The 2,803-nt window shown below is 35.6% G+C and carries 3 protein-coding genes; 2 read left to right on the top strand and 1 reads right to left on the bottom strand.

Annotated elements, in window-relative coordinates:
* Positions 1–212: PepSY domain-containing protein (locus K9V48_RS27590; protein WP_224142254.1), on the top strand; the 212-nt coding region annotated here is incomplete at its 5' end.
* Between the two features lie 746 nt (positions 213–958).
* Here the strand turns inward: K9V48_RS27590 and K9V48_RS27585 are convergent.
* Positions 959–1,780, bottom strand: a complete 822-nt coding sequence (locus K9V48_RS27585; protein WP_224142255.1) for a protein kinase domain-containing protein — start codon at positions 1,778–1,780, stop codon at positions 959–961.
* Between the two features lie 528 nt (positions 1,781–2,308).
* Between K9V48_RS27585 and K9V48_RS27580 the strand changes: the two genes are divergently transcribed.
* The coding region (locus K9V48_RS27580; protein ID WP_224142253.1) for a PepSY domain-containing protein at positions 2,309–2,803 on the top strand (495 nt) is incomplete at its 3' end.

The following is a 2,803-nucleotide window of genomic DNA, read 5'->3' as shown; positions in this document are numbered from 1 at the left end:
CATTGATTTCTGAAAAAGAAGCAATCGCAATTGCGAAAAAGAACATCACGGGTGAAGTTGTTGAAATCGAGTTAGACGAAGATGATGGTAGATATGAATATGAGATGGAGCTTAAGACTTCAAATGGCGAGGCAGATATAACAATTGATGCTAAAAGTGGAAAAGTTGTTGAATTGGAAAATGATGATGATAACGACGAGAATGATGATTAATTGGTAAGTAGAAGCATGAGAACTTAGGTTATGACCTTTGGGCTATCTATAACTATCATTACATGTTTAAAAGTAGTGCGTATCTCTAGAAAATGCACTACTTTTTGTGCATGCGGTAGCACGCTCCAATATAGGGTGAAAGTCTCGAATATGCTCGCCGATCAGTCGGGAAGTATTAGCTGACAGACAGTGCGGTATTCGCGACGAACCGTGCGGAGGTCTGAAGGCAAAACTCTGACCAGAGCCGTAAAACCCATGTTGGCATGAGAGTAGGATAACTGAGCGGAAAAATCAGGAAATTCAAATAGATGAAGAAGATCATAACATGATCTATGAGTTCGAAATTGAAGAAGGAAGCAGGGAATACAATGTCCATGTTGATGCTATAACCGGTTCCATTCTCCTGGTCAGTACTGAATCATAACAACAATACTACGTTAATCTTCATACTAATTAGTAAGTTTTGCCTTTAAACTATGTTAGACTAAAAACATACACCAAGCTAAAAAAATGAAAAGAGGTAAACAATGTTTAAAAAAATAATGAAACAAATTAAGCAACTTTCCCAAGGCAGCAGCGAGCGAAGACATGACCATTATCGTCGAGGCAGTAGCAGCGAGCGAAGACATGACCATTATCGTCGAGGTAGCAGCAGCAGTAACCGACGGTATAAACGATCTCCAATGAGTGGAAGTAACTACTACAAACGGAAGGGCCGGAGCAGTAGCTAATCCTCCTCCCTGCGGTTAATGTACTTTTTCTTTCGCTTTAAGTGCAGCATGAAGATTGGTTGAAATTTCACTAGTATTTGAATAAGGTTCTTTAATTTGTAGCAGTCTTTTTAGCAAATAAACAGTTTCCTTTTCTAAAGAAAGTTCTTCCGTCCAAGGAAGGGCTTTTTTGTTTTTAGATGGGTACGTCGTATAAAGTAAATATAAAAGTATTTCTCCTAAATCATAGTAGTCCTGTTGTTTCATCTCTAGGATATCCTTTTGTTTGTAAGATGAAGAACTAAATGATGAGTGAAATGAGTCATTTGTGGCTTTATGCTTTGATAAACCAAAGTCAATCAAAAAAAGATCCTTGTTTTTTAGTAAAATATTTGGAATACGTAAATCTTGATGGTAAATGTCTTTTTTGTGAAGATAATTAATTAATTCAAGCAGATGAGAAAGAATTAGTAGAGACTCTTTCTCATTAAAAGTTTTTTTACTTAAAAAAATCTGGTCTTCCAGATTATCCCCTTCAATGAAACTCATTACATAAAATAAATATCTATTATTTGAAAAAGCTTCACATAACATTGGTATATTTTTGTGGTTCAGCATACGCAAAATAGAGATTTCATTTTTAAACATCTCTACCTCTTTTTTGTTATAGCGCTTACTTGGACGAAGCTGTTTGACCACTCTATTCTCGTTTGTTTTTAAATCTTTACACAGATAGACAATCCCATAGCTTCCAGTTCCTATAACACTCAAAACCTCGTAGTGATCGTTCAAAACTGCTCCTTTTTTAATGGGTTTGTCTACAAAAAATTGATAAAATTTTCGAATTGCACGCAAAATTGAAACCTTCCTCTCCTCCTCTCTCTAGACTTTAGTTGATTTTGATCAATTTTAAAAGAAGCTAAAGATGATAAACCTTTCATATCAATGTTTTTCTATCGGGAAACCATCAAACTTTTAGGGTGTTATTATAACAAGATATCATAATAGGCCTAAAAGGTCATAACAAGTGATTTACACCACTTGGGTTTTACAAGTGTAAAAAGGATTATGAAGATTTATCCTTAAAAGGAGCGATAGTTGAATAAAAATTAAGTTATTTTAGTAATTCAATAAAAGGGCGCGACTCAGGAGGAAGAATTGTGCTTTTTCTTTGTGTAAAGGGCCATTCTTGGTGGGAAAACAAAGTGAAATGGTTGATAAACTGTATTCAATGGAGGATAAATCCGCATTAACGGTGGGAATTCTGCGAATCGAAGAATTCCTTATCAGATTCTCAGCAATTTTTAATCTTTCTCTTCCATTCCTCTAATCTTCACTGGTTATAGTAGGGATATAAGATCAATACGACTTAGGAGGAATGAGAAAATGAATAAGATCGGTATGATTACATTGGGAGCAGCAATAATTTTAGGTGGTTCAATTGGGTTTGGAGCAATCAATCATGGGTTCGCTCAAGAGAATCCTTCTAAAACAGTAGAAAGTAAGGCGTCACATGAACTAATCGGAATTGAAAAGGCGAAAGCGGTAGCACTAGAACAAGTAGACGGAATTGTAGAAAGTATTGAGTTAGAAAAATATAACGGTCAAACGTATTATGAAGTGGACATTGATAAAGACAATAAGGATTTTGATATCGATGTAGATGCCTACACAGCAAAAATCATTAAGATTGACGAAAGTCGTGATGACGACGATGATGACGATTATGAAGTACATGCTTCAGCAGCAACAACAGGATCATTGATTTCTGAAAAAGAAGCAATCGCAATTGCGAAAAAGAACATCACGGGTGAAGTTGTTGAAATCGAGTTAGACGAAGATGATGGTAGATATGAATATGAGATGGAGCTTAAGACTTCA

The sequence above is a fragment of the Metabacillus rhizolycopersici genome (genome assembly GCF_020075705.1).
Note: the sequence above shows the minus strand (reverse complement) of the source record. Positions and strands in the feature narration are given on the sequence as shown.